28 protein-coding genes are annotated in these 25,036 nt (G+C 63.4%); 20 read left to right on the top strand and 8 right to left on the bottom strand.

The features are described 5' to 3' along the window. Nucleotides 1-23 precede the first annotated feature (23 nt). Nucleotides 24-1,544 (bottom strand): anthranilate synthase component I, encoded by a 1,521-nt coding sequence (trpE, locus tag VB618_RS09850; RefSeq protein WP_329796444.1) that lies wholly within the window; start codon nucleotides 1,542-1,544, stop codon nucleotides 24-26. Between the two features lie 3 nt (nucleotides 1,545-1,547). Further along, nucleotides 1,548-3,443 (bottom strand): peptidylprolyl isomerase, encoded by a 1,896-nt coding sequence (locus tag VB618_RS09855; protein WP_329796445.1) that lies wholly within the window; start codon nucleotides 3,441-3,443, stop codon nucleotides 1,548-1,550. 136 nt (nucleotides 3,444-3,579) lie between these two features. Here VB618_RS09855 and tpiA point away from each other — a divergent pair, with 136 nt between their 5' ends. The 5 genes from tpiA (at nucleotide 3,580) to VB618_RS09880 (ending at nucleotide 7,995) form a co-directional block, all read left to right on the top strand. Further along, nucleotides 3,580-4,347 carry a triose-phosphate isomerase gene (gene tpiA / locus VB618_RS09860; RefSeq protein ID WP_329796446.1) on the top strand — a complete coding sequence of 256 codons (768 nt, stop codon included), beginning with the start codon at nucleotides 3,580-3,582 and terminating at the stop codon, nucleotides 4,345-4,347. Between the two features lie 120 nt (nucleotides 4,348-4,467). Beyond that, nucleotides 4,468-4,878, top strand: coding sequence for a preprotein translocase subunit SecG (gene secG, locus VB618_RS09865; RefSeq protein ID WP_329796447.1), 411 nt, complete (start codon nucleotides 4,468-4,470; stop codon nucleotides 4,876-4,878). Between the two features lie 105 nt (nucleotides 4,879-4,983). Continuing rightward, nucleotides 4,984-6,612 carry a CTP synthase gene (locus VB618_RS09870; RefSeq protein WP_329796449.1) on the top strand — a complete coding sequence of 543 codons (1,629 nt, stop codon included), beginning with the start codon at nucleotides 4,984-4,986 and terminating at the stop codon, nucleotides 6,610-6,612. A 58-nt stretch (nucleotides 6,613-6,670) separates the two neighbouring features. Further along, the gene (locus tag VB618_RS09875) at nucleotides 6,671-7,534 is read left to right on the top strand and encodes a VOC family protein (RefSeq protein WP_329796450.1); all 864 of its coding nucleotides are present in this window, start codon (nucleotides 6,671-6,673) and stop codon (nucleotides 7,532-7,534) included. Between the two features lie 59 nt (nucleotides 7,535-7,593). Next, nucleotides 7,594-7,995 (top strand): DUF350 domain-containing protein, encoded by a 402-nt coding sequence (locus VB618_RS09880; protein WP_329796451.1) that lies wholly within the window; start codon nucleotides 7,594-7,596, stop codon nucleotides 7,993-7,995. 3 nt (nucleotides 7,996-7,998) lie between these two features. Here the strand turns inward: VB618_RS09880 and VB618_RS09885 are convergent, their stop codons facing one another. Beyond that, nucleotides 7,999-8,268 (bottom strand): transcriptional regulator, encoded by a 270-nt coding sequence (locus VB618_RS09885; RefSeq protein WP_329796452.1) that lies wholly within the window; start codon nucleotides 8,266-8,268, stop codon nucleotides 7,999-8,001. 261 nt (nucleotides 8,269-8,529) lie between these two features. Between VB618_RS09885 and kdsA the strand changes: the two genes are divergently transcribed. Beyond that, nucleotides 8,530-9,378, top strand: coding sequence for a 3-deoxy-8-phosphooctulonate synthase (gene kdsA, locus VB618_RS09890; protein ID WP_329796453.1), 849 nt, complete (start codon nucleotides 8,530-8,532; stop codon nucleotides 9,376-9,378). A gap of 117 nt (nucleotides 9,379-9,495) precedes the next feature. Continuing rightward, nucleotides 9,496-10,665: an MFS transporter gene (locus tag VB618_RS09895; RefSeq protein ID WP_329796454.1), complete on the top strand. Its 1,170-nt coding sequence runs from the start codon at nucleotides 9,496-9,498 to the stop codon at nucleotides 10,663-10,665. On the opposite strand, the gene queF is transcribed toward VB618_RS09895, so the two are convergent. Then, a complete protein-coding gene (queF, locus tag VB618_RS09900; RefSeq protein ID WP_329796455.1) occupies nucleotides 10,650-11,099 on the bottom strand; it encodes a preQ(1) synthase in 450 nt (149 codons plus the stop codon). The two genes, VB618_RS09895 and queF, sit on opposite strands and share 16 nt — an antisense overlap. Nucleotides 11,100-11,243: 144 nt before the next feature. Between queF and eno the strand changes: the two genes are divergently transcribed. The 10 genes from eno to VB618_RS09950 all read left to right on the top strand — a co-directional run bounded on the left by eno (nucleotide 11,244) and on the right by VB618_RS09950 (nucleotide 20,123). After that, on the top strand, nucleotides 11,244-12,527 hold the full coding sequence (gene eno, locus VB618_RS09905) for a phosphopyruvate hydratase (RefSeq protein ID WP_329796456.1): 1,284 nt from the start codon (nucleotides 11,244-11,246) through the stop codon (nucleotides 12,525-12,527). A 182-nt stretch (nucleotides 12,528-12,709) separates the two neighbouring features. Then, nucleotides 12,710-13,024, top strand: a complete 315-nt coding sequence (locus VB618_RS09910) for an FtsB family cell division protein (RefSeq protein ID WP_329796457.1) — start codon at nucleotides 12,710-12,712, stop codon at nucleotides 13,022-13,024. Between the two features lie 172 nt (nucleotides 13,025-13,196). Beyond that, entirely contained in the window at nucleotides 13,197-14,258 is a 1,062-nt protein-coding gene (pdhA, locus tag VB618_RS09915; RefSeq protein ID WP_329796458.1) for a pyruvate dehydrogenase (acetyl-transferring) E1 component subunit alpha, read from the top strand. A 63-nt stretch (nucleotides 14,259-14,321) separates the two neighbouring features. Further along, complete coding sequence (locus VB618_RS09920; RefSeq protein ID WP_329796459.1) at nucleotides 14,322-15,767, top strand: pyruvate dehydrogenase complex E1 component subunit beta; 1,446 nt, start codon at nucleotides 14,322-14,324, stop codon at nucleotides 15,765-15,767. Nucleotides 15,768-15,770: 3 nt separating this feature from the next. Beyond that, complete coding sequence (locus VB618_RS09925) at nucleotides 15,771-16,067, top strand: DUF5076 domain-containing protein (protein WP_329796460.1); 297 nt, start codon at nucleotides 15,771-15,773, stop codon at nucleotides 16,065-16,067. A gap of 29 nt (nucleotides 16,068-16,096) precedes the next feature. After that, on the top strand, nucleotides 16,097-17,533 hold the full coding sequence (locus VB618_RS09930) for a pyruvate dehydrogenase complex dihydrolipoamide acetyltransferase (protein WP_329796461.1): 1,437 nt from the start codon (nucleotides 16,097-16,099) through the stop codon (nucleotides 17,531-17,533). 105 nt (nucleotides 17,534-17,638) lie between these two features. Then, nucleotides 17,639-19,075, top strand: coding sequence for a dihydrolipoyl dehydrogenase (gene lpdA / locus VB618_RS09935; RefSeq protein ID WP_329796462.1), 1,437 nt, complete (start codon nucleotides 17,639-17,641; stop codon nucleotides 19,073-19,075). A 55-nt stretch (nucleotides 19,076-19,130) separates the two neighbouring features. Then, a complete protein-coding gene (locus tag VB618_RS09940) occupies nucleotides 19,131-19,406 on the top strand; it encodes a hypothetical protein (RefSeq protein WP_329796463.1) in 276 nt (91 codons plus the stop codon). Between the two features lie 46 nt (nucleotides 19,407-19,452). Further along, a complete protein-coding gene (locus VB618_RS09945; RefSeq protein ID WP_329796464.1) occupies nucleotides 19,453-19,578 on the top strand; it encodes a hypothetical protein in 126 nt (41 codons plus the stop codon). 77 nt (nucleotides 19,579-19,655) lie between these two features. Further along, entirely contained in the window at nucleotides 19,656-20,123 is a 468-nt protein-coding gene (locus VB618_RS09950) for a GFA family protein (protein ID WP_329796466.1), read from the top strand. A 47-nt stretch (nucleotides 20,124-20,170) separates the two neighbouring features. Here VB618_RS09950 and rnk read toward each other — a convergent pair whose 3' ends face one another. Both rnk and VB618_RS09960 read right to left on the bottom strand, forming a co-directional pair. Next, the gene (rnk, locus tag VB618_RS09955; protein WP_329796467.1) at nucleotides 20,171-20,599 is read right to left on the bottom strand and encodes a nucleoside diphosphate kinase regulator; all 429 of its coding nucleotides are present in this window, start codon (nucleotides 20,597-20,599) and stop codon (nucleotides 20,171-20,173) included. A gap of 34 nt (nucleotides 20,600-20,633) precedes the next feature. Next, entirely contained in the window at nucleotides 20,634-20,765 is a 132-nt protein-coding gene (locus VB618_RS09960; RefSeq protein WP_329796468.1) for a hypothetical protein, read from the bottom strand. Between the two features lie 594 nt (nucleotides 20,766-21,359). On the opposite strand from VB618_RS09960, the gene lipA reads away from it, so the two are divergent. Genes lipA through VB618_RS09975 form a run of 3 tightly spaced genes read left to right on the top strand, consistent with a single transcriptional unit; the run spans nucleotide 21,360 to nucleotide 23,330 of the window. Beyond that, nucleotides 21,360-22,319, top strand: a complete 960-nt coding sequence (gene lipA / locus VB618_RS09965; protein ID WP_329796469.1) for a lipoyl synthase — start codon at nucleotides 21,360-21,362, stop codon at nucleotides 22,317-22,319. A gap of 15 nt (nucleotides 22,320-22,334) precedes the next feature. Beyond that, nucleotides 22,335-22,859, top strand: coding sequence for a hypothetical protein (locus VB618_RS09970; RefSeq protein ID WP_329796470.1), 525 nt, complete (start codon nucleotides 22,335-22,337; stop codon nucleotides 22,857-22,859). A 3-nt stretch (nucleotides 22,860-22,862) separates the two neighbouring features. Further along, nucleotides 22,863-23,330, top strand: coding sequence for a type II toxin-antitoxin system RatA family toxin (locus VB618_RS09975; protein ID WP_329796471.1), 468 nt, complete (start codon nucleotides 22,863-22,865; stop codon nucleotides 23,328-23,330). Here the strand turns inward: VB618_RS09975 and VB618_RS09980 are convergent, their stop codons facing one another. Then, entirely contained in the window at nucleotides 23,331-23,819 is a 489-nt protein-coding gene (locus VB618_RS09980) for a CinA family protein (RefSeq protein WP_329796472.1), read from the bottom strand. It abuts the gene before it with no gap. Further along, complete coding sequence (locus VB618_RS09985) at nucleotides 23,816-25,009, bottom strand: bifunctional 2-C-methyl-D-erythritol 4-phosphate cytidylyltransferase/2-C-methyl-D-erythritol 2,4-cyclodiphosphate synthase (protein ID WP_329796473.1); 1,194 nt, start codon at nucleotides 25,007-25,009, stop codon at nucleotides 23,816-23,818. Before VB618_RS09985 ends, VB618_RS09980 begins: the two co-directional genes overlap by 4 nt. Nucleotides 25,010-25,036 lie beyond the last annotated feature (27 nt).

Consider the following 25,036-nt stretch of genomic DNA (forward strand, 5'->3'; position numbering starts at 1 on the left):
CAAGGGAAGCATTGACGGGAAGCTCATTGCCCAACCCTCGCCTGACTGGCGAAGCGCACGGCCTCTTCAGCGGCTCGGAAGAGCGCCTTCGACTTGTTGATGCATTCCTGCTGCTCGGAGGCCGGATCTGAATCGTAGACGATCCCGGCGCCTGCCTGCACGGCCATGCGGCCGTCCTTCACGACGGCGGTGCGCAGCACGATGCAGGTGTCCATCTCGCCATTGGCGCCGAAATAGCCGATGCACCCGGCATAAGGACCGCGCTTGTCCTTCTCCAACTCGTCGATGATCTGCATGGCGCGCACCTTCGGCGCGCCTGAAACGGTGCCGGCCGGAAAGCCCGCGATGAGAGCGTCGAGGGCATCGAAGCTCGAGTCCAGGCGGCCTTCCACGTTCGAAACGATGTGCATCACTTGGCTGTAGTATTCGAGGAAGAATGAATCTGTGACCTGCACGGAGCCCATCTCGGCCACACGGCCCACATCGTTGCGCCCCAGGTCGAGCAGCATCAGGTGCTCGGCGCGTTCCTTCTGGTCGGCCAGCAGGCTCTCCGCATGGGCCCGGTCCTCGGCGGCCGTGGCGCCACGCGGGCGGGTGCCAGCGATGGGGCGGATCGTAACCTTGCCGTCGCGGACCCGCACCAGGATCTCAGGGCTTGAGCAGACGATCTGGAAGTCCTCGAAGTCGAGATAGCAGAGGAACGGCGCCGGATTGACCCGGCGCAGGGAGCGATAGAGCGCAAAGGCAGGGAGCGGGAAGGCTGCCTCGAAGCGCTGGGACAGAACCACCTGGAAGATGTCGCCTGCGCGGATGTAGTCCTTCGCCTTGGCGACCATTGCCTCGAACTCGTCCGGCGTGGTGTTGGACACCGGCGGCTCGAAGTGGATGTGAGTGGGGTCTGTGCGGTCATCCATGGGCAGCGGGCGCTCCAGCGCCGCGGTCACCTCGTCGAGGCGCGCCAATGCCGTTTCATAGGCTGCCTTGGCGGAGGTGCCCGACTGAGGGCGCACGGGTGTGATGAGCGAGATCTCGTCCCTTACCCCATCGAACACCACCATCACGGTGGGCCGGATGAGGATGGCGTCCGGCACCTTCAGCACGTCGCGGTTGGGCTTGGGCAGGCGCTCCATGAGCCGCACCATGTCGTACCCCAGATACCCGAAGAGCCCGGCCGCCATGGGCGGCAGGTCGTCCGAGAGGGGCAGGGCGCTTTCCTTGATCAGGGCCCGCAGGCTTTCCAGAGGAGGCTGGTCCTCCACCCTGAATTCCTGCATCCGGCTTAGCGCCTGTCGGTCGATGGACGCAACACCATCCTGGCAGCGCCAGACGAGATCCGGATCGAGCCCGATCATGGAGAAGCGGCCGCGGGTCGCCCCGCCTTCGACCGATTCCAGCAGGAAGGCCGAGCCCTTCCGCCCGTGCCGCAGCTTCAGGAAGGCTGCGACAGGGGTGAGAAGATCGCCCACCAGGGTGGCGCGCAGAACGCCCGCCTCGCCAGCCTCATAGGCTGTGGCGAACGTGTCGAAATCGGGCGTGAGCGTCATGGCTTACAGTTCACCGCCTGTGGCCTGACGCAACGCCTGCTGGTTGATGGTGACGCCGAGATCCTGCCTGACTTGAGCGATGTACTGGCCGATCAGGTCGTCGCCGAGGCCTGTGCGGAGCTGGTTCTCGGTGTTCTGTGCCTGCTGGGTGGAAGTGACCAGGAGAGGGACCGTCGCGGAGGTAACCTTGAACACGGCGCGTGCATCCGGGCCATTGGCCGCATTTCCTGTCTTGCCGACCGGAACGGCAAAGATGCGGTTCACGGCTTCAGTGGTCAGGTCGTTCTTGGCAGCGTTCCGGGCAAGGTCGGTGGCGGTTTGCACATTTGCGCCGGCCTCCTGGGCCAAGGCTTCGATGGCCTCGCCCTTTTCCAGGCGCTCCGTCAGCCCACGGGCTTTCTCAGAGAGACGCTGGGCGACCTGATCCTCACGCCACTGGGCAGCGACCTGATCGCGAACCTCGTCGAGGTTCTTTTCGCGGGAGGCCTCGATGCCGGTCACGTCGTACCAGACATAGCCGGTGCCGGTGCGCAAAGCCTCGTTGTCGACGCCGATATCCGACGCGAAGGCGGCCTTCACCACCGCATCCTTCTGGGGAAGGTCGACCGGGGTGCCGGCCTTGTCGAGACCATTGGCATCAACCGCCGGGGCCTGGACTAGGATCAGGCCCTTCTCCCTGGCGATGTCCGCCAGAGGCTTGGCGCCGGCGCGCAGATCCTCGATCTCGTCATGGATCCGCTCGATCTGTCCCTGGGCCCGCTCCGTTGCGACCTCCTGGCGGAGTTCCGCGGCAACCTCCTCGAACGGCCGCACGGCTTCCGGCTGGATCTGCGTCACCCGCAGGAGCACAGGGCCGAAACGGCCGGCGACCGGAGCGCTTGCCGCTCCCTGCCCCAGGCCGAAGGCAGCATCCGCCACGGCCGGATCCAGCATCTCGGCCTTGGTGAAGGTGCCGAGCTCAAGATCCTGCGGCGACACGTTGCGTTCCGCTGCGACGGATTCGAAGGTTGCGCCTTCCCTGATCTTGATGGCGGCAGCCTCGGCCTCGGCCTGAGACGGGAAGGTGATCTGCTGGATCGTCCGGCGCTCGGGAGTGCCGTATCTCGCCTTCTGCTGCTCGTAGCGCTGGCGGGCGTCGGCCTCTGAGACGGTGTCGGGCTTGGCGAGGGCCGCGGCATCAAGTGCCATAACCGACACGGCCCGGTACTCAGGGGCGCGGAAGGCGCTTTTGCGTTCGTTGAAGAAGGTCTCGAGCTGTTCAGCCGTGGGAGCGGGAACCTCGCCCGCCATGGCTGCCGTCAGGAGAAGGTAGGATGCGGCCCTGCGCTCAGTGGCATAGCGGTTCAAGGCCTCCTTGGCGGCCAGGGGCACGTTGATGTCCCCGGCAAGGGCCTCGGCGAGGTGAAGGCGCGCCATGGCGGAGCGCTGCTCCTGCACGAAGCCGGCTTCGGAGAGGTTGACGTTGCGCAGGGCCTGATCGAACAGGGCGCGGTTGAACTGGCCGTCGGCACCCTTGAAGGCCGGGTTGTTCATGATCGCCGCGGCAACAAGCTGGTCCGAGACGGAGAGACCCATTTCTCTGGCCTTCTCGGCTAGGACGGCATCGGTCACCAGGTTGTTGATCACCTGCTGGTCGAGGCCGAAGGCGCGGGCCTGCTCGGGGCTGATAACCGTGCGGAACTGGCGCCCGAGCCGCTGCAGCTCGTTGGTGTAGGCGTTGCGGGTCTGGTCGACCGTGATCGTCGTGTCGCCGACTTCGGCCACTGTGGAAGCGGGCGTTGCGCGGAAGATGTCGCCGATGCCCCAGATGGCGAAGCTGACGATGAGGGCGCCGAAAAAGATGGTGGCGATGACTTTGCCGACGATTGTCTGCCCAGCCTTGCGCATGTTCCGAAGCATCGTGAACCCGTTTCCCAAAAATTCGTTAAACCTGCCGATAAACGATCATGGGCTCTACGAAAAGGGCAAGTCTGGTTGAAAGAAGGCTCAAGCCTCTGCTAGTGCCAAGTTATCAAGCGTGACAGGAGTGCCCGATATGAGCGTCGATAGGCCACGCCCGCTGGTTGCGGGCAACTGGAAGATGAATGGTCTGAGGAACTCGGCCAGGGTGCTGGAGGAGATTCACGCAGGATATACCCCAGGCCTCAAGGCAAAGGTCGAGCTGGCCGTTTGTCCGCCCGCGACCCTGGTCGGCCATTTCGCGCAAGCCTCGGTCGGCTCCCGGGTCGCGATAGGCGGGCAGGACTGCCATGCGAAGGAATCAGGCGCCTTCACCGGTGACCTTTCGGCCGAGATGCTGGCCGATGCCGGGGCAACCTACGTGATCGTCGGCCATTCGGAGCGCCGCCAGTACCACAGGGAGAAAGACGCGGATGTCTGCGCCAAGGCCATGGCGGCCCACCGGGCCGGCCTCACAGCCATCGTCTGCGTCGGCGAAACTCGGGAGGAGCGTGAAGCCGGCAAAGCTCTTGCGGTGGTCAAGAAGCAGCTGCGCGGCTCGATCCCGGTCGAGTCGAACAGCCACAACCTCGTCGTCGCCTACGAGCCCGTCTGGGCCATCGGCACGGGCCTAACCCCGACGGCCGCCGACGTGGCAGAGGTCCATGCCGCGATCCGTGAGGAGCTGAAGCGCCTCGTCGGTAAGGCGGATGCCCCCAAGGTCCGCATCCTTTACGGCGGCTCAGTGAAGCCCTCCAATGCCGTCGAGCTGATGGCGGTGGACAACGTCAATGGCGCCCTCGTCGGAGGCGCCAGCCTCGTGGCAGCCGATTTCCTGGGCATTGCAGGGGCTTATCTGGGGTAAGTGCGAAAAGGCGGCTTGCGGGTCTTTGATCCTGAGCCCACCTATGCTACAGGCCGCCGCAACGAACGGATTGCGAGCGGCTGTCGCCCTGTGCGCAGCCGCTTGAGGTTTTTGGAAACGATGCAAACAGTTCTCATCATCATCCACCTGATCATCGTGCTTGCCCTGATCGGCGTGGTTCTCCTGCAGCGCTCCGAGGGCGGCGGCATGGGCCTCGGTGGCGGTGGAGGTGGCGGCGGTGTCTCCGGCTTTATGACCGGGCGCGGCCAGGCCAATGCACTCACCCGTGCGACCGCAATTCTGGCCGGCCTCTTCTTTGTGACGAGCATCGCGCTCACCGTCATGGCGACCTCGACCCGGGCTCCGCGCTCGATTCTCGACGGCACCGCGCCGGCGGCTCCGGGCCAGCAGGCTCCGGCGGCTCCGCAGGGCGGCAACGTGCTCGAGCAGTTGCAGCGTCTCCAGGGCGATCAACCGGCGGCTCCCGCTCCAGGCGCCCCGGCGCCGGCGCCCGCAGCGCCTCAGCAGTAAATGATACCAGGGCCGGTGCTTCCGGCCCTCTCTTTTTGTGGATGGCTTTCGGGTGGTCCGGTTCGCGATTGCGAATCGGAGCCCGATACTTATGGATAGGGGTCCATGACGCGGTACGTATTCATCACCGGCGGCGTGGTGTCTTCGCTCGGCAAGGGGCTGGCTTCGGCAGCTCTGGGAGCGCTTCTCCAAGCACGCGGTTACAAGGTCCGGCTTCGCAAGCTCGACCCATATCTCAACGTTGATCCGGGGACGATGAGTCCCTATCAGCACGGCGAGGTCTTCGTGACTGACGACGGCGCTGAGACCGACCTGGATCTCGGTCATTACGAGCGCTTCACCGGCGTGCCGGCCACCAAGGCCGACAACATCACGACGGGACGCATCTATCTCGACATCATCACCAAGGAGCGCCGCGGCGACTATCTCGGCGCGACCATCCAGGTGATCCCGCACGTCACCAACGCCATTAAGGACTTCGTGCTCACGGGCAATGACGGCTTCGATTTCGTCCTGGTCGAGATCGGCGGCACGGTGGGCGACATCGAGGGCCTGCCGTTCTTCGAGGCCATCCGTCAGCTCGGCAACGATCTGCCGAGAGGGCAGGCGATCTATGTGCACCTGACCCTGCTGCCGTTCATCCCTTCCGCCGGCGAGCTGAAGACCAAGCCAACCCAGCACTCCGTGGCGGAATTGCGCTCCATCGGAATCCAGCCCGACATCCTGCTGTGCCGCACCGACCGCGAGATTCCGAAGGACGAGCGCCGCAAGCTCGCCCTGTTCTGCAACGTGCGCGAAACGGCTGTGATCGAGGCGCGGGACGCCCGCTCGATCTACGATGTGCCGCTGGCCTACCACCAGGCGGGACTCGACAGCGAGGTTCTGGCGGCTTTCGGCCTCGATACGGCGAAAACTCCGAACCTGTCGCGCTGGACCACCATCTCCGAGCGCGTCCACAACCCCGAGGGCGAGGTCAACATCGCCGTGGTCGGCAAGTATACCGGCCTCAAGGACGCCTATAAGTCGCTCATCGAGGCGCTGCACCATGGCGGCATCGCCAATCAGGTGAAGGTGAACCTGGAATGGATCGAGAGCGAGGTCTTCGAGAGCGAGGATCCGGCTCCGTTCCTGGAGGGCATACACGGCATCATGGTGCCCGGCGGCTTCGGCCAGCGCGGCGCCGAGGGCAAGATCCGGGCAGCTCGCTTCGCCCGCGAGCGCAAGGTGCCGTATTTCGGCATCTGCTTCGGCATGCAGATGGCCGTCATCGAAGCGGCCCGCTCCCTTGCCGGCATCCAGGACGCCAGCTCCACCGAGTTCGGCCCGACCTCGGAGCCGGTCGTCGGCCTCATGACCGAGTGGCTGCGCGGCAACGAACTCGAGAAACGCAATGCCAGCGGCGATCTCGGCGGCACTATGCGACTCGGCGCCTATCAGGCCTCTCTCAAGTCCGGCAGCAAGGTGGCGGAGATCTATGGCGGCACCGAAATCTCAGAGCGCCATCGTCACCGCTACGAAGTGAACATGTCCTACCGCGACCAGCTGGAAGCCAAGGGCCTGCGCTTCTCCGGCGTCTCGCCGGACGGCATCCTGCCCGAAATCGTGGAGTACGAGGACCATCCGTGGTTCATCGGCGTGCAATATCATCCTGAGCTGAAGTCGCGTCCGTTCGAGCCGCACCCGCTTTTCAAGAGCTTCATCCATGCGGCCGTGGAGCAAAGCCGGCTGGTTTGATGTTAACCTGAACCGTCGCGTCCGGATTTCATGGGTGCGACCGACAGGGAAGAGTTCTATGACCCGCCGGATCGACCATCTCGTTGTTGCCGTTCAGGATCTTGACCAGGCCGGACATTTCTACCAGCGCCTCGGCTTCCAGGTGGGATCGCGCAACCGACACCCTTGGGGCACCGAGAACCGGATCATCCAATTTCCCGGCTCCTTCATCGAGTTGATCAGCCTGGGCGAGGGCGCGGCCATCGCACCCCATACAGCCAGCGCCTTCAGCTTCGGGGCCTTTGTTCAGGACTACCTGCGGGCCCGTGAAGGTCTGGCCATGCTGGTCCTCGACAGTCAGGACGCAAAGGCTGACGCCGTACTCTTCACTGCGAAAGGCATCGGATCCTTCGAGCCGTTCCATTTCGAGCGAACCGGACGCCGGCCCGACGGCAGCGAGACCAAGGTCGCTTTCACGCTGGCTTTCACGTCAGCCGAGCGTTCTCCCAAGGCAGCCTTCTTCGTTTGCCAGCAGCATTATCCGGAGAATTTCTGGAACCCGGAGTTCCAACGCCACGACAATCAGGCGACCCGGATCTCATCCGTTACTCTGGCTGCTCCTGAGCCGGAGCAGTTGCGCGGCTTCCTTGCCGCCTTCACGGGCGTGCAGCCCGGAAGCCCGGACGGAGACGACCTGTCTTTCCGCTTGAATGAAGACCATATCGACGTCCTGACGCCCGACGATGCCGCCGAGATATACGGCTCGATCGAGGCCGAACTCGACCAGCCGTCCCTCGTGGCCTTTGCCATCCGTGTCGAGGACATCCAGCGGCAGGCGAGGTGGCTCGATGCGGCGGAGATCCCCTACCAGCATATCGGCAGCAGGCTCATCGTTCCGGCCAGCGCCGCCTTCGGCGTCGCGATCGCGTTCGAACCAACGTAATATTAACCATGTCCCGTTAAGCGGTTGAAAGATAACCAACCGGTGGGGGACTTGAACCTGTGGCTACTTCTCTCGCGGGCTTGCCCGATTTCCTGATCTTCTTCGTGCTCGCCGTCTTTCTGGTGGGGCTGTATCTCGCCATCTACACCCTCGCGACCATGCACAACGAGTTCGCCCTGATCCGGGAGAACGTGATCTCGGCGGCCACAGCTTTGGGCTTCAGCCTGGTCGGCTTCGCCCTGCCGCTCGCCAGCGCCATCGTGCACGCCCAGACCATCGTCGACTGTCTCGTCTGGGGCCTCGTCGCGCTTGCCGTGCAGATCGTCGTCTATTGGCTCGTGCGGATCGTCATGCCCAATCTCTCGCAGCGCATCGCCGCCGGCGAGATGGCCGCTGCCCTGTTTCTCGGCGCCTCATCACTCTCGGCCGGCATCATCAATGCCGCCGCCATGACGTTCTAAGGTTCAGACCTCCATCTCGACAAGTCGGGCGAATTGCAGGGCTTCTGCTCGCATGGAGGGTGGAACCAGCATCGGGTTCTTGTGGCGGACCGCGTACAGCATCGCGATCCGCTCGATCGCCCTGAGATAGAGATCCGGAATCTCGGTTTCGCCCCACTCGAAGGCCTGATAGTCCCGCAGGTTCATATCGATCTCGTGCGCCATCCGGCTCTGGGTGAATCCAAGGGCAGTTCGAATAGCTACGAGTTCCTGCATTTTATCCTGATCTGACATCAAAGCGCCTCCCGCGCGCCGTTCAGTATAACTTGTCGTTCTTTATTGATTGCCAGCAGGCAATTTTTCTTAACGATTGTTGGTTCTTCTATACTCTTTAGCTAATTACCTAAAGTAAAGTTACTCCTGTTGATCAATGAGGCCGTGTTGATGCTTTAGTTAAGCACTCGGCATTGGCAGCTTGACCCGTCTCGCTGCTTCCGAGGCCGGCAAGCCACATCGACACTTTGCCTTTGGCGCCAAAACGGCTAGTGACGACGCATGACCGATACCAAACAGCACCCTGCCGTCGTCGAGGCCGGCTCCGTCCGCTTCGGGAATCACTTGCCGCTCAGCATCATCGCCGGGCCCTGCGCCATGGAGAGCCGCGACCACGCGTTGGAAATGGCCGCTGCCCTCAGCGAGATGGCCGGCAGGCTGGGCCTGGGGCTCGTCTACAAGTCCTCCTTCGACAAGGCGAACCGGACCTCGATTTCCAGCGCTCGCGGCATCGGAATCGACAAGGCGCTTGCCATCTTTGCCGAGGTCAAGGAGAGATATGGGCTGCCGGTGCTCACCGACGTTCACGAGAACGACCACTGCGCTGCCGTTGCGGAGGTCGTCGACATCCTCCAGATTCCGGCCTTCCTCTGCCGCCAGACCGATCTTCTGGTTGCGGCGGCCAAGACCGGCCGGGTGGTCAACGTGAAGAAGGGCCAGTTTCTCGCTCCCTGGGACATGGCGAATGTCGCCGAGAAGGTGAAGGCGGCGGGCAACCCGAATGTCATGCTCACCGAGCGCGGCGCTTCCTTCGGCTACAACACCCTCGTGTCCGACATGCGCAGCCTGCCGATCATGGCCGAGACCGGCGCTCCGGTGATCTTCGACGCGACGCATTCCGTGCAGCAGCCCGGCGGCAAGGGCTCGACCTCGGGCGGTCAGCGGGAATACGTCCCGGTTCTCTCCCGTGCGGCCGTTGCGGTGGGCGTTGCCGGCGTCTTCATCGAGACACACCAGGATCCGGACAAAGCGCCCTCCGACGGCCCCAACATGGTGCCGCTGAAAGAGCTTGAGGCGCTGCTCGCCCAGCTCAAGACTTTCGATGCTTTGGCCAAGAACCGGCAGGCTTAAGGTCTGATCCGGTCCATGTTCCAGCGCGAGGGCAGGTCTGCATCCGTGCCGCTCGCATAACGGGGTGTCCGTGGTAGGAAGCAGAAGCTTTCTCCACGGTTTCTCCGTCAGGCGCCCATGTCGTCTCGCAACCTGATCCTGATTCTCGCCACCAGCGGCTTTGCCAGCACCTTCTCCGGCCGCGCCGTCGAGCCTATGGTCGGCGTGATCGCCCGGGACCTGAGCTCCACGCCTCAGACCATTGCGCTGCTCTCGGCTGCTTTCGCGCTGCCCTATGCGTTCATTCAGCCTGTCCTCGGGCCTGTCGGTGATGCTCTCGGCAAGGAGCGTGTGATGAAGGTCGCCCTGGCCGTGCTCTTCCTGGCCCTGGCCTGCTCGATCTTCGCGCCCGATCCTTCGACGCTCTTCACGCTTCGCGTCATTGCTGGCGCCGCTGCCGGCCGATCCATTCCGCTCGCTATCGCGCTGATCGGCGACCGGGTGGAGATGGCGCAGCGCCAGGTGGCCCTGAGCCGCTACTTCATTGCCGTCATCATCGGCCAGCTGGCGGGCTCGTCCTTTGCGGGCTTGCTCGCCGAATGGATCGGCTGGCGCGGTGTCTTCACCCTGTCCACCATCATAGTCGCCTTGGCTCTTGCCGCCACTGTCGTCGGGTTCAGGGGAGCGCTGCCGGGAGGCCGGTTCGATCTGCGCAGCGCGCTCCTGCGCTATCGGGACATCCTCTCCAACCCGCGGGCGCTCACCCTCTTCAGCCTCGTCTTCGTCGAGGCTATCGCGATTTTCGGCATCTTCCCCTATGTAGCGCCCCTGCTCGAGGAACGGGGCGGGGGCGGGGCGGCTGAGGCCGGCTTTGCCCTTGGCGGGTTTGCCATCGGCGGGCTCGTCTATTCCGCGCTCGTCGCCTGGATGCTGAAGCGGCTCGGCATCGGCCGCATTCTCTTGGGCGGCGGTTTCTTCGCGGGCGCTGCACACGTCATGCTTGGGTTGGGCGGCGACTGGACACTCGATGCCGCTGCCATGCTCCTCATGGGCCTCGGCTTCTACATGCTCCACAACACGTTCCAGGCCCAGGTGACCGAGGTGGCGCCGGGCGCCCGCGCATCGGCCGTGGCGCTCCACGCTTTCTCGTTTTTCTGCGGTCAAGCGCTCGGTGTCGTTCTGATGGGGTTCGGCCTGCGCCACATCGGACTGACCGGGGCAACATCTGTTGCCGCCCTGATCATCCTTGGCGTCGGCCTTGCCGCGTCCATCATGCTGACGCGACCAGCCGCTCAGCGCGCCCGATAGGGGGCTACGCCCTGGTCGGGCAGCCAGAGGTTCTTCGGCAAATTGCCTGTCTGCCAGAACACGTCGATGGGGATGCCACCGCGCGGATACCAATAGCAGCCGATGCGCAGATAGCGGGGTTCCAGCAGGTCGGCGAGGCGCTTGCCGATGGCGACCGTGCAGTCCTCATGGAAGGCGCCGTGGTTGCGGAAGCTGTGCATGTAGAGCTTCAGCGACTTCGATTCGACAAGCCAAGTCCCGGGCACGTAATCGATCACGAGAATCGCGAAATCCGGCTGGCCCGTCACTGGGCAGAGCGAGGTGAACTCCGGCACGGTGAAGCGCGCCAGGTAGTCGGTGTCGGGATGCGGGTTCGGCACCCGATCGAGCTGCGCCGTCTCAGGCGAGTCGGGGAGGGCGCTCGACTGTCCGAGCTGGAGAGTGGTTTCCGTCATATGATTTCGCCTTGGATCGATAGAATAGGGCTCTTGCCGTCCTTGCTCACCTGGGTATTTCGGTCAATAAGCCAATCCATGACTTGAGGCCGCACCCGCTCCCGGGCTGCCCCGGCCGCACTTCAGCCAGCAGGAGCCTGCTTTATGACAGCGATCATCGACGTCTTCGCCCGCCAGATCCTCGACAGCCGAGGCAACCCCACCGTCGAGGTGGATGTCACCCTCGAAGACGGCTCCATGGGCCGCGCGGCCGTGCCTTCCGGTGCCTCGACCGGCGCTCATGAGGCGGTCGAATTGCGCGACGGCGACAAGTCGGTCTATCTCGGCAAGGGCGTGCTCAAGGCCATCGATGCGGTCAACAACGAGATCCTGGACGCCATCGGCGGCATGGATGCGGAAGAGCAGGTTGCCATCGACGAGGCCATGATCGAGCTCGACGGCACCCCGAACAAGGGCCGCCTCGGCGCCAACGCGATTCTCGGCGTGTCGCTCGCCGTCGCCAAGGCTGCGGCGGAAGCCTCGACCCTGCCGCTCTACCGCTACGTGGGCGGCACACAGGCCCGTGTTCTCCCGGTGCCGATGATGAACATCATCAACGGCGGAGCGCATGCGGACAACCCTATCGATTTCCAGGAATTCATGATCCTGCCGGTCGGCGCGCCGACCCTGGCCGAAGCCGTGCGCATGGGCGCCGAGGTGTTCCACACCCTCAAGAAGGCGCTGAAGGATGCCGGCCATAACACCAATGTGGGCGACGAAGGCGGCTTCGCCCCGAACCTGCCGTCGGCTGAAGCGGCCCTCGACTTCATCATGAAGTCCATCGAGCAGGCCGGCTACAAGCCCGGCAAGGACATGGTGATTGGCCTCGATTGCGCCGCCACCGAGTTCTTCAAGAACGGCACTTATGTCTATGAGGGCACCGGCCAGAAGCTGAACCCACAGCAGCAGGCCGAGTATCTCGCGAAGCTCGTCTCCGCCTACCCCATCGCCACCATCGAGGACGGCATGTCCGAGGACGACTGGGAGGGCTGGAAGGCTGTGACCGATCTTGTAGGCTCCAAGTGTCAGCTCGTCGGCGACGACCTTTTCGTCACCAACGTGAACCGCCTCTCGCAGGGCATCAAGCAGGGGGTGGCCAACTCGCTCCTGGTGAAGGTCAACCAGATCGGCTCGCTCACCGAGACGCTCGCCGCCGTCGATATGGCCCACCGCGCCGGCTACACCGCCGTCATGTCCCACCGCTCGGGCGAGACGGAGGATTCAACTATCGCGGATCTCGCCGTCGCGACGAATTGCGGACAGATCAAGACCGGCTCGCTCGCCCGTTCGGACAGACTGGCTAAGTACAACCAGCTCATCCGCATCGAGGAGGAGCTGGGCCCGCAGGCGAGATACGCAGGCCGCGCGGCATTGAAGGCCTTGGCTTGATTTGATCGAGCAGTGAGTCTTCACTCTACGTTATGGCCGGGCTTGTCCCGGCCATCCACGTTTTAGAGGGTTCAGGACGTGGGTATCCGGCACACGGCCGGGCATGACGCCGAGGATGGCAGCAGCATCGCGCTTGCGATCCTCAACGTCTCCTTAACCATGCTGCTGTAGGACTCAAGGGCATGGTAATCCGCAGACGCGCACGACGATTCCTGATCCCGCTGGTGCTTTATAGCATTTCGGCGGCTGTGGCCGGCTACTTCGTGCATCATGCTCATAGCGGCGCGCGGGGTATCGAGGCCCGACAGAAATATGAGGCTCAGGTGGCCGAACTTTCCGGCGAGCTTGCGGGTTTAAAGACACAGCGCTCCGATTGGGAGCGCCGCATCGCCCTGCTGCGGAGCGACCAGATCGACCGGGATCTGCTCGAGGAAAGAGCACGCGTAATGTTAGGACGTGTGCATAAGAACGACCTCATCATCATCACAGGCCCATAATTAAGCATAGCCCGAAAGTTCTGCTTAACTGAATTCGAGTTAATCTTTAATTATATAATCTTATCATTAGCTTGTGCGTTTCATTGTGCAACGCAAAACGGCTTTTGGCCCACTCGATTTCCCGTGGCGTCTGCGCTACAACTTTCGTCGAGGAAACCCTTCGGAGGACTCGATGGCTGTTGCTGCCCGCAAGGCGGGCCGTGCTGTTGCAGGCGCGGCTAACAAGACCACTTCCACTAAAGGCTCCACGCGCGGAGCTGCTCCCAATTCTCCACAATTCGACAAGAACCAGGATCTGTCTGCCTACAACGAGATGCTTCTGATCCGCCGCTTCGAGGAGAAGTCCGGTCAGATGTACGGCATGGGCCTGATCGGCGGTTTTTGCCACCTCTATATCGGCCAGGAAGCTGTCGTCGTCGGCATGCAGATGGCGACGAAGGATGGCGACCAGGTGATCACCGGTTATCGTGATCACGGTCACATGCTTGCCTGCGGCATGGACGCGAAGGGAGTCATGGCTGAGTTGACCGGACGCCGCGGTGGCCTGTCGAAAGGCAAGGGCGGCTCCATGCACATGTTCTCCAAGGAGAAGCATTTCTATGGCGGCCACGGCATCGTCGGTGCGCAGGTGTCGCTGGGCACTGGCATCGCGTTCGCCAACCATTACCGCGAGAACGGCAATGTCTGCCTGACCTACTTCGGTGACGGCGCCGCTAACCAGGGTCAGGTGTACGAGAGCTTCAACATGGCGCAGCTCTGGAAGCTGCCCGTTGTCTATGTGATCGAGAACAACCGCTACGCCATGGGCACGTCGGTGAGCCGCGCATCGGCGCAGACCGACTTCTCCAAGCGCGGCGTGTCCTTCGGCATTCCGGGCGAGCAGGTGGACGGTATGGACATCCGCGCGGTCTACGCCGCCGGCCAGCGCGCCATCGAGCATGCCCGCTCCGGCAAGGGGCCGTACATCCTCGAGATGCAGACCTATCGCTATCGCGGCCACTCCATGTCCGACCCGGCCAAGTACCGCACGAAGGACGAGGTGGCCCGCATGCGCGAGGAGCACGATCCCATCGAGCAGGTGCGCCGCCGTCTGCTGGAGAGCTGGAAGCTGTCGGAAGACGAGCTGAAGGCCATCGATAGCCGGGTGCGCGCGATCGTCAACGAGGCGGCCGAGTTCGCCACGCACGATCCCGAGCCCGATCCGTCCGAGCTCTACACCGACATCCTTCTCTAAGCAGCGCGCTCGCGCCGCTTCTCCCTGAATCTCGCCGCTGCGACAATCAAAACAGGTCTTTTAATGGCGATCGATATTCTCATGCCTGCCCTCTCGCCCACCATGGAGCAGGGCAAACTGGCCAAGTGGCTGAAAAAAGAGGGCGATCAGGTCAAGCCCGGCGACGTGCTGGCCGAGATCGAGACCGACAAGGCGACTATGGAGGTCGAGGCAATCGACGAGGGTGTCCTCGCCAAGATCCTGGTCTCCGACGGCACCGACAATGTGGCCGTAAACACCCCCATCGCGATTCTCGCAGGCGAGGGCGAGGACGTCTCGGCTGCAGCCTCTTCAGCGAAGGCGCCCGCCGCTCCTGCACCGGAATCCCAACCGGCACCGACGCCTGACATGCAGGCGGAAGGATTGGCAGACCGCCCGGCTCCCGCCGAGCTACCCGGACAGGCGGACCTTTCCACCCCGGCGGCTCCTTCGGTCATTACCAACCGCATCAGCTACAACGCCATGGCGGAAATCCCCGAGGGCACAGAGCTGGTCAACATGACCGTGCGCGAGGCTCTTCGCGATGCCATGGCCGAGGAAATGCGCCGGGACGACAAAGTCCTCGTGATGGGCGAAGAGGTGGCCGAGTACCAGGGCGCCTACAAGGTGACCCAGGGGCTGCTGCAGGAATTCGGCGCAAAGCGCGTGATCGACACGCCGATCACCGAGCACGGCTTTGCCGGCGTCGGCGTCGGTGCGGCGTTTACAGGCCTCCGCCCCATCGTCGAATTCATGACCTTCAACTTCGCCATGCAGGCGATTGACCAGATCATCAATTCGGCGGCCAAGACCCTCTACATGTCCGGCGGTCAGCTCGGCGCCCCTATCGTGTTCCGCGGTCCCAACGGCGCTGCGGCTCGCGTGGGCGCTCAGCACAGCCACGACTACTCGGCCTGGTACTCCAACGTTCCGGGGCTCAAGGTCGTCGCGCCTTACTCGGCGTCCGACGCGAAGGGCCTCCTCAAGAGCGCCATCCGCGATCCGAACCCAATCGTGTTCCTGGAGAACGAGATCCTCTACGGGCAATCTTTCCCGGTGCCGAAGCTCGACGATTTCACGGTGCCGATCGGCAAGGCTCGCATTCATCGTGAGGGCAAGGACGTCACCATCGTGTCGTTCTCCATCGGCATGACTTACGCGCTCAAGGCCGCCCAGGAACTGGAGAAGGAGGGCATCGACGCGGAGGTCATCGACCTGCGCACGATCCGTCCGATGGATACGGACACCATCATCGCCTCGGTCATGAAGACCGGCCGCTGCATCACGGTGGAAGAGGGCTTCCCGCAATCGGGCGTCGGCGTCGAGATCGCCATGCGCATCATGGAGAACGCGTTCGACTATCTCGACGCGCCCGTGATCCGCATCACCGGCAAGGACGTGCCGATGCCGTATGCGGCCAACCTTGAGAAGCTCGCGCTGCCGAACGTGGCCGAAGTCGTGCAGGCGGCCAAGTCCGTTTGCTACAGGTGACGCATGACTGAGCGGAAATTCGAAGCTCTCAACGTTCCGCCTGACGTCCTCGAAAAGGGCGGCGTTGAGATCCTGAGGGCTTCGGTGGTCGAGGGCGAGGTGAGCATCGCGCTGCGCCGCGCCTTCGACGATCCGTTCACCTGGGGCGTGCTCCTGGTGGATCTCGCCCGCCACGCTGCGCGGGTCTACGCCATGGAAACGGAGTTCTCCGAGGAGGAGGCTCTGGCCGAGATCGCCGCCGGCATTCAGGCCGAGCTAGACGATCCGAGCGATCCCGGCTCGACGCAGGCCATCAACTAAATTCCCTCTAGTCAGGATTCCAGAACGCCATGCCCATCAACATCCTGATGCCCGCCCTGTCTCCCACCATGGAAAAGGGCAACCTTGCCAAGTGGTTGAAGAAGGAAGGCGACACGGTAAAGTCCGGTGACGTCATCGCCGAGATCGAGACCGACAAGGCCACCATGGAAGTGGAGGCGGTGGATGAAGGCATCCTCGCCAAGATCGTGGTGCCGGAAGGAACGGCGGACGTTCCCGTCAACGAACTCATCGCGCTGATCGCCGCCGAGGGCGAGGATCCGAAGAGCGTCACAGCTCCGGCATCCGGCGTCACCTCGGCGGCTGCACCGAAGGCGGAAGCCGCTCCGGCTCCGGCTGCTCCCGCAGCCGCGCCGCAGCCGCAGGCCAACACCGTGCAGGGTGCCCCTAACGCCTACATGTCCTACGCCCGCGTCGATCAGGCTCCTCAGGGGCCTGCAACGGCAGCAAAGCCCAATGGGGCAGGGCAGTCGCAGGGTGGCGGCAACCGCGTCTTCGCCTCGCCGCTTGCCAAGCGCATTGCCCGTGAGGCCAGCATAGACATCGGATCGGTCAAGGGTTCCGGCCCCCATGGCCGCATCGTCGAGAAGGACGTGCGCGCAGCCCTCCAGGGCGGTGGCACGAAGCCTGCGGCTGCTCCGGCTTCTCCTGCGGCTGCAGCATCTGCACCTGCGGCGAAGCCTGCAGCTCCTCAGCTCGCCCAGAGCGCCTCGGCAGAGCAGGTCAAGGCCATGTTCGAGGCCGGCTCTTACGAGGAAGTACCCCTCGACGGCATGCGCAAGACCATTGCCAAGCGCCTGGTCGAATCGAAGCAGACGGTGCCGCACTTCTACCTGTCGCTCGATTGCGAGCTCGATACGCTGATGACCCTGCGCGAGCAGATCAATGCGGCTGCGGCTAAGGACAAGGACGGCAAGCCCGCCTACAAGCTCTCGGTCAATGACTTCGTCATCAAGGCCCTTGCCATCGCGCTCCAGCGCGTGCCCGCCGCCAATGCGGTCTGGGCCGAGGACCGCATCCTGAAGATGAAGCATTCCGATGTGGGCGTGGCGGTTGCCATCGAGGGCGGCCTGTTCACGCCGGTCGTGCGCAAGGCTGAAGCCAAGACCCTCACCGCCATCTCGGCCGAGGTGAAGGACATGGCGGGCCGCGCCCGCAACCGCCGCCTGAAGCCGGAGGAATACCAGGGCGGCTCCACGGCGGTCTCGAATCTCGGCATGTTCGGCATCAAGAACTTCCAGGCGGTGATCAACCCGCCCCAGGGCACGATTCTGGCGGTCGGCGCCGGCGAGCAGCGCGTTGTGGTGAAGAACGGCGCACCCGCCGTCATCCAGGCGATGACCGTGACGCTCTCCTGCGATCACCGCGTGGTCGATGGAGCGCTGGGTGCGGAACTGCTCGCAGCCTTCAAGCAGCTCATCGAGAGTCCGATGGGGATGCTGGTGTAATCGATCGTCATGGCCGGCCTCGTGCCGGCCATCCACGTCTTTCAACGGCCCGCTCCACGAGGACGTGGATGCCCGGGCCAAGCCCGGGCATGACGGGGGATTTCAATGGCAAACCAATACGACATCATCGTCATCGGCGGCGGGCCGGGGGGCTATGTGGCCGCGATCCGTGCGGCGCAGCTCGGGTTCAAGACTGCGGTCGTGGAGCGCGAGCATCTCGGCGGCATCTGCCTCAACTGGGGCTGCATCCCGACCAAGGCGCTGCTGCGCTCGGCGGAAATCTACCACTTTATGGAGCATGCCAAGGATTACGGCCTCTCCGCGCAAGGGATCGGCTTCGATGCGGCCGCCATCGTGCAGCGTTCGCGCGGCGTCTCGGGCCGGCTCAACGGCGGTGTCGGCATGCTGCTCAAGAAGAACAAAGTCGATGTGATCTGGGGCGAGGCGGCGATCTCCAAGCCCGGCGAGGTTGTGGTGACGGCGCCGAAGAAGCCCGCCATGCAGCCGCAGAATCCGGTGCCGAAGGGCGTGCTGGAGCCCGGCACATATGGCGCGAAGCACATCATCGTGGCCACCGGCGCACGTCCCCGTGCGCTGCCTGGCATTGAGCCGGACGGCAAGCTGATCTGGACCTATTTCGAGGCCATGGTGCCGCCCGCCATGCCTAAATCCCTCATCGTCATGGGTTCGGGCGCCATCGGCATCGAGTTCGCCTCCTTCTACCGCACCATGGGTGTTGAGGTGACGGTGGTCGAGGTGATGCCGCAGATCCTGCCCGTCGAGGACGCGGAGATTGCAGGGCTAGCCCGCAAGCGCTTCGAGAAGCAGGGCATGAAGATCCTCACCGGCGCCAAGGTCACGAAGGTGGAGAAAGGAACGAACTCCATCACCGCCACCATCGACGACGGCAAGACCACGCAGACGATCACTGCCGAGCGGATGATCTCTGCGGTCGGTGTCGTCGGCAACATCGAGAATCTCGGCCTTGAGAAGATCGGCGTGACAATCGAGCGTGGTGTCGTGGTGACGGACGGTCTGGGCCGCACCAACGTGCCGGGCATCTACGCCATCGGCGACGTGGCAGGCCCTCCCATGCTGGCGCACAAGGCCGAGCATGAGGGCGTGATCTGCATCGAGACCATCAAGGGCATGCACACCCACGCCATGGACAAGGCGAAGATCCCTGGCTGCACCTATTGCAACCCGCAGATCGCCTCCGTGGGCCTCACGGAAGCGAAGGCGAAGGAACAGGGCTTCGACGTCCGTGTCGGCCGGTTCCCGTTCATCGGCAACGGTAAGGCGATTGCGCTGGGTGAGCCCGAAGGCCTCGTGAAGACGATCTTCGACAAGAAGACCGGCCAGCTGCTCGGCGCCCACATGATCGGCGCGGAAGTGACCGAGTTGATCCAGGGCTACGTGATCGCCATGAACCTGGAGACCACGGAAGAGGAGCTGATCCACGCGGTCTTCCCGCATCCGACCCTCTCCGAGACCATGCACGAGAGCGTCATGGATGCCTACGGGCGCGTGATTCACATTTGAGGCCACATCGGCCATGTGGGGTGTACTCTTCCTTCTCTGCTGCCTTGTGGCCTCTGTGGCATTGCTGGTTTCCCGAAAGCTCAGTCGTCCCTATGGCCGACTGAGCTTTCTTGTTGGCGTGGTGGCAGGAGCGCTCGCCATCCCGGTTGGTCTCGTCGCTGCCTTCTCAGGACTGATGTGCGCGTCGGAAAAGACCGGGCAGGGCGTTCTCGCAGGGCGCAGCCTTGTCTGGTCCATCGAGCGTCAGGGCTGCGGCGCAACGACGGCAGGTGTCTATACCGTCCGCCTAGGCCCTCATGCCTTGCGGGGTCATACGATTTCTCACAGCTGATGCCTTTCCGGTCCCACGCTCCGTCGAAGCGGCCGGGGAGGGTGCAGTGCGCATCGTCATCGATCCCGACAGCGCTGGCGAGAACGCGCCGCCAGAAGGCCTGATGGTTCCCATCACAGCATCGGGAAAGCCTGACAAGTTCCTGTCGTTCGACAGAGGCGTCTTGCAATAGGATGCTTTACAGTCCTCGCCTTGACAGGTTCGCATGACCGCGAGAGCGTTCAGAGAACGTGCGCCAGGGAGGAAGCAATGGCCGATCAGGATATCGTTCATGAGGGCGGATGCCGTTGCGGTCAGGTGCGGATTCGCGTCACCGGCGCGCCTCTCATGACCATGGCCTGCCATTGCACTGGCTGCCAGCGCATGACCTCCAGTGCTTTTTCCCTGAGTGCTCTTTATCCGAGCGACAGGTTCGAAGTGGGGCAGGGTGAGCCAGTCATCGGCGGGCTTCACGGACCTACCCGGCATTTCTTCTGCCCGCATTGCATGAGCTGGCTCTTCACACGTCCTGAAGGCTTGGACGAGTTCGTCAACGTGCGCGCCACGATGATGGACGATACGAAAAGCTTCAGCCCTTTTATCGAGTCCTACACCAGCGAGGCGCTGCCGTGGGCCAAAACCCCGGCACTTCACAGCTTTGAGACGGATCCTTCGGATGAACGGTTTATGGAGTTGGTAACGGAGTTTGCGCGCCAGTCAGCGCATCCGCGCCTTTGAATCGAAGGATATCATGCGCGGATGCCCGATGAGACGGACTTCATGAGTCAAGCACTCTGATGCTCCATCGCGGCCGGCTCACGGACCCCAAGGACGGTCAGGCGCTTCGACTCTCCCGTTCGCGTGGTCCAGTCGATCGACTGCCCGACCGGGAGGCCTATGAGAGCGGTCCCGATCGGCGTGAGCACGGAGATTCTTCCCTTCGAGATATCCGCTTCGTTGGGATAGACGAGGGTCACCGACTGCACTCGTCCCGTGACGTCGCCGCGGAAATCCACCTCGCAGCCCATGTGGACCGCATCGGCACGCTGCTTGCCTCGCGGCAGGACGTGTGCACGGTCGAGTTCATCGGCGAGTTCCGCCGCCACGTCAGGCATCGTATGCGCCGCGGCGTCGGCGAGTGCCGAAAGCTTCTCGTAGTCAGTTGCGGTCAGGGTGATCCGCGGTTTTACGGCAGAGAGCGTTCTCTTGGCCATGTCATGTCTCCTGTTCATGAAGGCGCTGCAGCATTCAGGCTGCAGTCGGCCCTGTGTCGTCATCAATGCCCTGCTGGGCATGGGTCTTGCTGGGCAGCCGGCGGCGCTGGTTCAGGTAGACGACGGTCCCGCCGGCCTGGTCTGCAGCTTGGTGGTTCTGTGCCATGGGCTCGTGGGATGGCAGGCTCGCTTCTGCTCCCCGATTTTTCAGGATGCTATTGACGATAAAGGCTGAGCCGAGGATCCGAGCCAGAAGCTCTGGTGATGGATTCTCTGGCTTTGGGTCCGCCCCGAGTAGATCCAGATTTCCCGATGAACGGTTGGGCTGAGCCGATTCCGGTCCTGCCGAGCCGAATACATGTTTGAAGATGTCACGAAGCATGTCGCCGCTCCGGATGCTCAAGCATCCGGCCTCACAAGATGTCCAGTGGATGGTCTAGCGATCTTGGAGCGCCCCGGACTCGGGGTGCGGATGCACGTCGAGCCCGGGGCTACTTGCCCGCGATGAGGTTGCCTGCCCTGTGCAGGCCGCGACGGTGATATGCGAAGCTCAACATGATGGATCGAGGCTCCTATACCTGACCGACTTTGTCAAATAATCGCGGAATCTGCTGTTTCTGAGCCCCGCGAGGCGGAGACATCGCACATCGAAAGGAAAGCCTGTCCCGCAATCTGAGCATTTGCGATTGAGCCGCGGAAGCCTTAAATCAGGCGCATGTCAGGAAGGGGCGGGATCCCTTCGCCCCAAAGGTTTAGCTTCATGGCCGTCGTTCTCGACCTGTTGAACAAGGATCAGCGCCCCCGCCACCCGGAAAAGGCGCACCGGCCGGACCAGCCGGTTCAGCAGCGCAAGCCCGACTGGATACGCGTGAAGGCGCCGGGCTCGCCCAAATGGGCCGAGACCAACCGGATCGTGCGCGAGAACAAGCTCGTGACGGTCTGCGAGGAGGCCGGCTGCCCCAATATCGGCGAGTGCTGGGAGAAGAAGCACGCGACCTTCATGATCATGGGCGACACCTGCACGAGAGCTTGCGCCTTCTGCAACGTCAAGACCGGCCTGCCGCAGGCCCTCGACCCCAGCGAGCCGGAGAGCGTAGCGATTGCGGTCGAGAAGCTCGGCTTGGAGCACGTGGTCATCACCTCCGTCGACCGGGACGACCTTGCCGACGGCGGTGCGCAGCACTTCGCCGATGTCATCCACGCCATCCGCGCCCGGAGCCCTAAGACCACCATCGAGATCCTCACCCCCGACTTCCTCAGGAAGCCCGGCGCCCTTGAGATCGTGGTCGCGGCCAAGCCCGACGTGTTCAACCACAACCTTGAGACGGTGCCGTCCAAGTACCTGAAGGTCCGCCCTGGCGCCCGCTATTTCCACTCGATCCGCCTGCTGCAGCAGGTCAAGGATCTGGACCCGACCATCTTCACCAAGTCGGGTATCATGGTTGGATTGGGTGAAGAGCGGAACGAGGTGCTCCAGCTCATGGACGACCTGCGCTCGGCGGATGTGGACTTTATGACCATCGGCCAGTACCTGCAGCCAACGAAGAAGCACCATCAAGTGATCCGCTTCGTCACGCCGGACGAGTTCAAGGCCTATGAAACCACGGCCTATGCCAAGGGTTTTCTCCTCGTCTCCTCGACCCCGCTGACGCGTTCCTCGCATCACGCAGGCGAGGATTTTGCCAAGCTGAAGGCGGCCCGTCTCTCGAAGCTCGGCTAACGAACCGGACGAGGCATGCAGCGCATTCTGGTCATCGGCAGCCCAGGCGCGGGCAAGAGCACGCTGGCGAGCCGCCTTGCCGAGTGTCTTGGCCTGCCGCTGATCCACCTCGACCGGGAATATTTCGGGCCCGGCTGGACCACGCCGACAAAGCCCGAATGGCGCGAGCGCGTTAAGGCGCTCGCCGCACGCCCGGCCTGGATTATGGACGGAAATTACGCCAGCACCTTCGACATCCGCGTGCCGCGTGCAACAGTCATCGTCTGGCTCGACCTGCCGCGCTGGCAATGCATGCTGAGCGTGCTCTGGCGGGTGGCTAGATATTACAGGAGACCGCGGCTCGACCTCGGTTCCGCCGGACCGGAGCGCTTCGACTGGTCTTTCATGCGCTGGATTTGGTCCTATCCGAGCAAGATGCGACCGAAGACCGCCCACATGCTGGAGCGCCTGCGTCCGGACCAGCGCGTTTACATTCTGCGCTCCCGCTCCGACATTCCGGCCCTGGAGGCCGAGCTTGCAACCTTCAGAGAGGCCGCCTGAGCCATGCCGACCTTCCGCACCACCCGGACCGTGAAGCATACGCCCGATCAGATGTTTGCCCTTGTGGCCGATGTGGAGCGTTATCCGGAGTTCCTGCCCCTGTGCGAGAGCTTAAGGGTCATGCGCCGGGTCCAGAGCGGGGAGGGCATCGAGACGCTCGTGGCCACCATGTCGGTGGGCTACAAGGCCATCAACGAGAGCTTCACCACCCGCGTGACCCTGGACGATCCCCGCCGGAAGATCACGGTCGAGTATGTGGACGGACCGTTCAAGTACCTAGAGAACCGCTGGACCTTCCGCGAAATCCCCGGAGGGTGCGACGTCGAGTTCTATATCAACTACGAGTTCAAGAGCTTCGCCCTCGGGCTCCTGATGGGCAACGTCTTCGACAAGGCCTTCCGCAAGTTCACGGAGGCCTTCGAGGAGCGGGCGGACGAGATCTATGGCGTGCCCTCCAGGGCGCGCGCCTGATCAGCCGATGGCCTGCTCCAGCAGCAACAGAGCATCCTCAACCGCCCGGCGGCGCACATTCTCCCGCCCGAGATCGCCATAGCGGCGCTCCAGGTGAACAGTCGAGGTTCCTTTCCGCGCCAAGCCGAAATGAACAAGGCCGACGGGCTTCGCTGCCGTTCCGCCGGTCGGACCCGCCACACCGGTGATCGCCACCACCACATCGGCGAGCGAATGAGCGAGCGCGCCCTCGGCCATGGTGCGGGCGACCGGCTCGCTCACCGCCCCATGGGCGGCGATCAGGTCGGCGGGCACGCCGATAAGTTCCGTCTTGGCCTCGTTCGAATAGGTGACGAAGCCTCGCTCCACCACGGCTGAGGAACCGGAAATCTCGGTCAGCAAGGCGGCGACCAAGCCGCCGGTGCAGGATTCGGCTGTGGCGATCTTCAGCCCCTTCTGGCGGTACGCATTGAGTAGAGCGGCGGCACGGTCTCTCAGGTCCGGGATCATGGGTTCACCTCCGGCAGGCGGATGGTTGCTGCGGCCTGGGCGGCAATGCCCTCGCTGCGGCCGGTGAAGCCCAGTTTCTCAGTGGTAGTGGCCTTGAGCGAGACTTGATCGAGACGGAGCCCAGCGATTTCGGTGATGCGTTGGCGCATGGCTTCCCGATGGGGCCCGAGCCGTGGCCTCTCGCAGAGAAGCGTGGTGTCGAGATGGTCGACGATGCCGCCGCGTTCCCGCACCAAGTTGACCGCATGGGCCAGGAAATGGTCGGAGGAGGCGCCGCGCCATTGCGGGTCGCTCGGCGGAAAATGGGTGCCGATGTCTCCATCGGCCAAGGCGCCGAGGATCGCATCGGTGAGGGCATGCAGGATCACGTCCCCGTCCGAATGGGCGATCACGCCCCGGTCGTGGGGCACCTTGATCCCGCCGAGCCAGACATGGTCTCCATCTCCGAAGGCATGAACGTCGAACCCTGTGCCCAGCTTGGTGATATATCTCATCGGTGAGCCTTTCAGTCGCCGCTCGGCCTCCATGAAATCGGCCGGATGGGTGAGCTTGATGTTGCCGCTCTCGCCCTCGAACACGTGAACCGGCAGCTCGGCCCATTCCGCAAGAGCGCCATCGTCGGTGAAGTCGTGGAGACCAGCCGAAGCGGCCTTGCGATGTGCATCGAGCAGCGAGGCAAACCGGAAGGCCTGCGGTGTCTGCACGGCCCTGAGGGTGGCCCTGTCAGGGGTCGAGACAACCTCGGACTGGGGCCCGATCACCTTGATCGTGTCGGTCACGGGTGTTCCGGGAACGGCCGCATCCCAGCGCCTGGCTGCCTCGATAGCCCTGTCGATGAGTTCCGGGCTCGCGAAGGGACGGGCTGCGTCATGGACGAGAACGATGTCGGGGTCTGAAATGGTCAAAGCCTCAAGGCCGTTCCGCACCGAATCTTGGCGCGTATCGCCGCCGTGAACGCATGGCAGAAGTGCTGATGGTAGGGGTGCAAAGGCCGCAATGCTTGCCTCATAGAGATCCCGGTCGTCGGGGTGGATCACAATGAGGATGCGATCGACACCCGGATGCGAAAGGAAACCAGCGATAGTCCGAGTCAGGACCGATTGTCCCTGGAGATCCCTGTACTGCTTCGGGGTCCCTTCTCCCGCTCGCGATCCACGTCCTGCGGCAACGATGAGGGCGGCAACTGACATAGGGAAGGCTCTCCGCAACAGGCTCTC

This window comes from Microvirga sp. CF3062 (genome assembly GCF_036314045.1).
GTDB lineage: Bacteria > Pseudomonadota > Alphaproteobacteria > Rhizobiales > Beijerinckiaceae > Microvirga.

Bases quoted from the DNA above. Each gene is read 5' to 3' on its own strand.
- trpE (WP_329796444.1), bottom strand. From the start codon at position 1,544: ATGACGCTCACGCCCGATTTCGACACGTTCGCCACAGCCTATGAGGCT.
- VB618_RS09855 (WP_329796445.1), bottom strand. From the start codon at position 3,443: ATGCTTCGGAACATGCGCAAGGCTGGGCAGACAATCGTCGGCAAAGTC.
- tpiA (WP_329796446.1), top strand. From the start codon at position 3,580: ATGAGCGTCGATAGGCCACGCCCGCTGGTTGCGGGCAACTGGAAGATG.
- secG (WP_329796447.1), top strand. From the start codon at position 4,468: ATGCAAACAGTTCTCATCATCATCCACCTGATCATCGTGCTTGCCCTG.
- VB618_RS09870 (WP_329796449.1), top strand. From the start codon at position 4,984: ATGACGCGGTACGTATTCATCACCGGCGGCGTGGTGTCTTCGCTCGGC.
- VB618_RS09875 (WP_329796450.1), top strand. From the start codon at position 6,671: ATGACCCGCCGGATCGACCATCTCGTTGTTGCCGTTCAGGATCTTGAC.
- VB618_RS09885 (WP_329796452.1), bottom strand. From the start codon at position 8,268: ATGTCAGATCAGGATAAAATGCAGGAACTCGTAGCTATTCGAACTGCC.
- kdsA (WP_329796453.1), top strand. From the start codon at position 8,530: ATGACCGATACCAAACAGCACCCTGCCGTCGTCGAGGCCGGCTCCGTC.
- VB618_RS09895 (WP_329796454.1), top strand. From the start codon at position 9,496: ATGTCGTCTCGCAACCTGATCCTGATTCTCGCCACCAGCGGCTTTGCC.
- queF (WP_329796455.1), bottom strand. From the start codon at position 11,099: ATGACGGAAACCACTCTCCAGCTCGGACAGTCGAGCGCCCTCCCCGAC.
- eno (WP_329796456.1), top strand. From the start codon at position 11,244: ATGACAGCGATCATCGACGTCTTCGCCCGCCAGATCCTCGACAGCCGA.
- VB618_RS09910 (WP_329796457.1), top strand. From the start codon at position 12,710: ATGGTAATCCGCAGACGCGCACGACGATTCCTGATCCCGCTGGTGCTT.
- pdhA (WP_329796458.1), top strand. From the start codon at position 13,197: ATGGCTGTTGCTGCCCGCAAGGCGGGCCGTGCTGTTGCAGGCGCGGCT.
- VB618_RS09920 (WP_329796459.1), top strand. From the start codon at position 14,322: ATGGCGATCGATATTCTCATGCCTGCCCTCTCGCCCACCATGGAGCAG.
- VB618_RS09925 (WP_329796460.1), top strand. From the start codon at position 15,771: ATGACTGAGCGGAAATTCGAAGCTCTCAACGTTCCGCCTGACGTCCTC.
- VB618_RS09930 (WP_329796461.1), top strand. From the start codon at position 16,097: ATGCCCATCAACATCCTGATGCCCGCCCTGTCTCCCACCATGGAAAAG.
- lpdA (WP_329796462.1), top strand. From the start codon at position 17,639: ATGGCAAACCAATACGACATCATCGTCATCGGCGGCGGGCCGGGGGGC.
- VB618_RS09950 (WP_329796466.1), top strand. From the start codon at position 19,656: ATGGCCGATCAGGATATCGTTCATGAGGGCGGATGCCGTTGCGGTCAG.
- rnk (WP_329796467.1), bottom strand. From the start codon at position 20,599: ATGGCCAAGAGAACGCTCTCTGCCGTAAAACCGCGGATCACCCTGACC.
- VB618_RS09960 (WP_329796468.1), bottom strand. From the start codon at position 20,765: ATGGCACAGAACCACCAAGCTGCAGACCAGGCCGGCGGGACCGTCGTC.
- lipA (WP_329796469.1), top strand. From the start codon at position 21,360: ATGGCCGTCGTTCTCGACCTGTTGAACAAGGATCAGCGCCCCCGCCAC.
- VB618_RS09970 (WP_329796470.1), top strand. From the start codon at position 22,335: ATGCAGCGCATTCTGGTCATCGGCAGCCCAGGCGCGGGCAAGAGCACG.
- VB618_RS09975 (WP_329796471.1), top strand. From the start codon at position 22,863: ATGCCGACCTTCCGCACCACCCGGACCGTGAAGCATACGCCCGATCAG.
- VB618_RS09980 (WP_329796472.1), bottom strand. From the start codon at position 23,819: ATGATCCCGGACCTGAGAGACCGTGCCGCCGCTCTACTCAATGCGTAC.
- VB618_RS09985 (WP_329796473.1), bottom strand. From the start codon at position 25,009: ATGTCAGTTGCCGCCCTCATCGTTGCCGCAGGACGTGGATCGCGAGCG.